The 2,566-nt window shown below is 63.7% G+C and carries 4 protein-coding genes; all 4 read left to right on the forward strand.

Annotation, left to right across the window (positions count from 1 at the left end; all coding sequences use genetic code 11):
* Positions 1 to 433 (forward strand): AMP-binding enzyme (locus ACNSTU_RS17425; protein ID WP_418212805.1); only part of this gene is annotated, 433 nt, incomplete at its 5' end.
* A 99-nt stretch (positions 434 to 532) separates the two neighbouring features.
* Positions 533 to 1,918, forward strand: a complete 1,386-nt coding sequence (locus ACNSTU_RS17430) for a solute carrier family 23 protein (RefSeq protein WP_290634012.1) — start codon at positions 533 to 535, stop codon at positions 1,916 to 1,918.
* A gap of 53 nt (positions 1,919 to 1,971) precedes the next feature.
* Positions 1,972 to 2,424: a universal stress protein gene (locus tag ACNSTU_RS17435; RefSeq protein WP_290634014.1), complete on the forward strand. Its 453-nt coding sequence runs from the start codon at positions 1,972 to 1,974 to the stop codon at positions 2,422 to 2,424.
* A 20-nt stretch (positions 2,425 to 2,444) separates the two neighbouring features.
* The coding region (locus tag ACNSTU_RS17440) for an acyl-CoA dehydrogenase N-terminal domain-containing protein (protein ID WP_418212806.1) at positions 2,445 to 2,566 on the forward strand (122 nt) is incomplete at its 3' end.

Raw genomic sequence — 2,566 nt, forward strand, 5'->3', positions numbered from 1 at the left:
GATGAAGGGCTACCTCAAGAACCCGAGCGCCACGGACAAGGCCTTCAAGGGCGACTGGTACCACACCGGTGATCTGGCCGTGTGGCACGCCGACGGCTACGTGGAGATCAAGGATCGCCTCAAGGACGTGATCATCTCGGGCGGCGAGAACATCTCCACCATCGAGGTGGAGGACACCCTTTATCGCCATCCCGCCATCATGGAGGTAGCCGTGGTGGCCAGGCCCGACGACAAGTGGGGCGAGACGCCCTGCGCCTTCGTCACCCTGCATCCCGGCCAGGAGAGCGTCACCGAGCAGGACATCATCCAGTTCTGCCGCGACAACATGGCCACGTTCAAGGCCCCGAAGACTGTGGTGTTCTGTGATCTTCCCAAGACCTCCACCGGCAAGATCCAGAAGTTCCGCCTGCGCGATCAGGCGAAAGACCTCTAGGCCCGACATGGCCTGACCCGCCGCCTCGACTTGCCCTGCGCGGGCGGCACGAGGCGGCGCGGTGTTCCATTATTCCATCAAGAGCACGGAGGAGAACGCATGCAACTCTACAAACGCCAGCACGGGGAGGAGCAGCCGTACTGGCCTGCCGGCCCCTTCAAGATCCGCCTGCCGTTCGTCCACTACCGTTGGGAGACGGCGGAGATGGTCCAGGCGTTGATCATGTTCGTGGTCAGCCTGGGGATGATTCCGCTGCTTGAGCAGTACCTGGGGCTGCCCTACGACGTGGCGCTCGCCTACGTGGTGGTGTGTGGCATCGGTTTCATGCTGCCGGCGCTGCTGGGGGTGCCGTTCGTGCCCGGCTGGATTACACCGGCAATCCCGGTGGTTGTGCTGTTTCTCGGTGATTTCGAGCCGGGGACGGAGGCCATCCAGGCGATGTTCGCCCTGCAGTTCCTGGTGTTCCTGATCTTCCTGGTCCTGGGCATCACCCGACTCGGCAGTACCCTGGTCAACATCATCCCGCGGTCCATGAAGGGCGGCATCATCATCGGTGCCGGCGTGGCCGCGATCATTGGTGAGATCGAGGAAGGGGGGCGCCTAGCCGAGACGCCGATTTCGCTCATCATCGGCGGTCTCGTGTGCGCCTATTTGATGTTCAGCCTCTCCTTCAAGCGCCTGGTGGACAAGTCCGACCTCGCCCGCAAGGTGGCCAACTATGGCATGGTGCCCGGCATGGTGGTGGCCATCATCGTCGGCTTTCTGGTGATGGAGTACCCGTTCCCGGACGTGGAGTTCGGCATCACCCAGCCGGCGTTCGCCGAGATGTGGGGCTACCTGCCCTTCATGGTGGGCTTCCCGGGGCTGGACATCTTCCTGCTCGCCATCCCGACGGCGCTGATTGCCTACATCATCGCCTTTGGTGACATCATCGTCGGCAAGACGCTGCTGGACCGGGTGGACCACCTGCGCGAGGACGAGAAGATCGAGACGGACATCGACCGTGTCCACATCATCACCGCGATCCGCAACGCGCTGCACGCCTTCTTCGCTCCCTATCCCGGGCTGGCCGGTCCGATCTGGACGGCGGTGGCCGCCACCATGGCCGAGCGCTACAAGTACGGCCGTAACGCCATGGAGTCCATCTACAGTGGCTCGGGCACCTTCTGGGTCATGGGGTTCATTGCCCTGTTCATCCTGCCGCTGGTCTCGTTCTTCCAGCCGGTGCTACCCATTGCGCTGTCGCTGACCCTGCTGCTTACTGGCTACATATGCATCATGGTGGGTCTCGAACAGCTCGAGACGCAGGTCGAACGTGGTGTCGGCGGTGTCATGGCCGTTGTGCTCGCAGTGTACGGTGCAGGCTGGGGCCTTGCCGCCGGCGCGCTGCTGTACATTCTCGTGGAGAAGACCAACCTCTTCGGTCGCGAGCCACGTGACGAGTACGGGCGTCGTCCGGGACAAAAGGCCGACGGCGAGGACTAACGATCAGACGGGGCGCCGTAAATGCGGCGCCCCGCATCCGGAGGAGATCAATCATGAGTCAGCAAGGTTTCTACAAGACCATTCTGGTGCCGGTGGACGGCTCCGACACCGCCGATCGTGCGGCGGATGCAGCACGGGATCTGGCGGCGACCGGTGGCGCTCGTGTCATCGTCATGTCCGTGGCGGTGGACCGCGACGTCATGCCGTCGGAGCTCATGGCGACAGGCCATGTGAGCATGAAGGACATCCAGGACGATCGCCGCAAGCAGGCTGGCGATACCGCAGAGAAAGCGGCCCGAAAGCTGAAGGATGCCGGCGTCGAGGCCGACGCCGAGGTCGCCACCGGCGACCCCGCGCATTGCATCATCGAGCGTGCCCGACAACTGGACGCCCCGCTGGTGGTCATCGGCCGCCGTGGCCTGACCGGCTTCCGCGAGCTCATCATGGGCAGCGTCAGCAACAAGGTGGTGCACTACGCCGACTGCCCGGTGCTGGTGATCAACTGAACTCGACGGAGGCACACACCATGACCGATTACACCGCCCCGACGCGGGACATGAAGTTTGTCATGCAGGAGCTGCTGGATCTGGATGCGATCAGCGCCCTGCCGGGGTTCGAGGAGGCGAGCCCGGAGCTGGTGGACGCCGT

The sequence above is a fragment of the Aquisalimonas sp. APHAB1-3 genome (assembly GCF_048323695.1).
Taxonomy (GTDB): domain Bacteria; phylum Pseudomonadota; class Gammaproteobacteria; order Nitrococcales; family Aquisalimonadaceae; genus Aquisalimonas.

Coding starts and splice junctions, on each gene's coding strand:
- ACNSTU_RS17430 (WP_290634012.1), top strand. CDS start 533: ATGCAACTCTACAAACGCCAGCACGGGGAGGAGCAGCCGTACTGGCCT.
- ACNSTU_RS17435 (WP_290634014.1), top strand. CDS start 1,972: ATGAGTCAGCAAGGTTTCTACAAGACCATTCTGGTGCCGGTGGACGGC.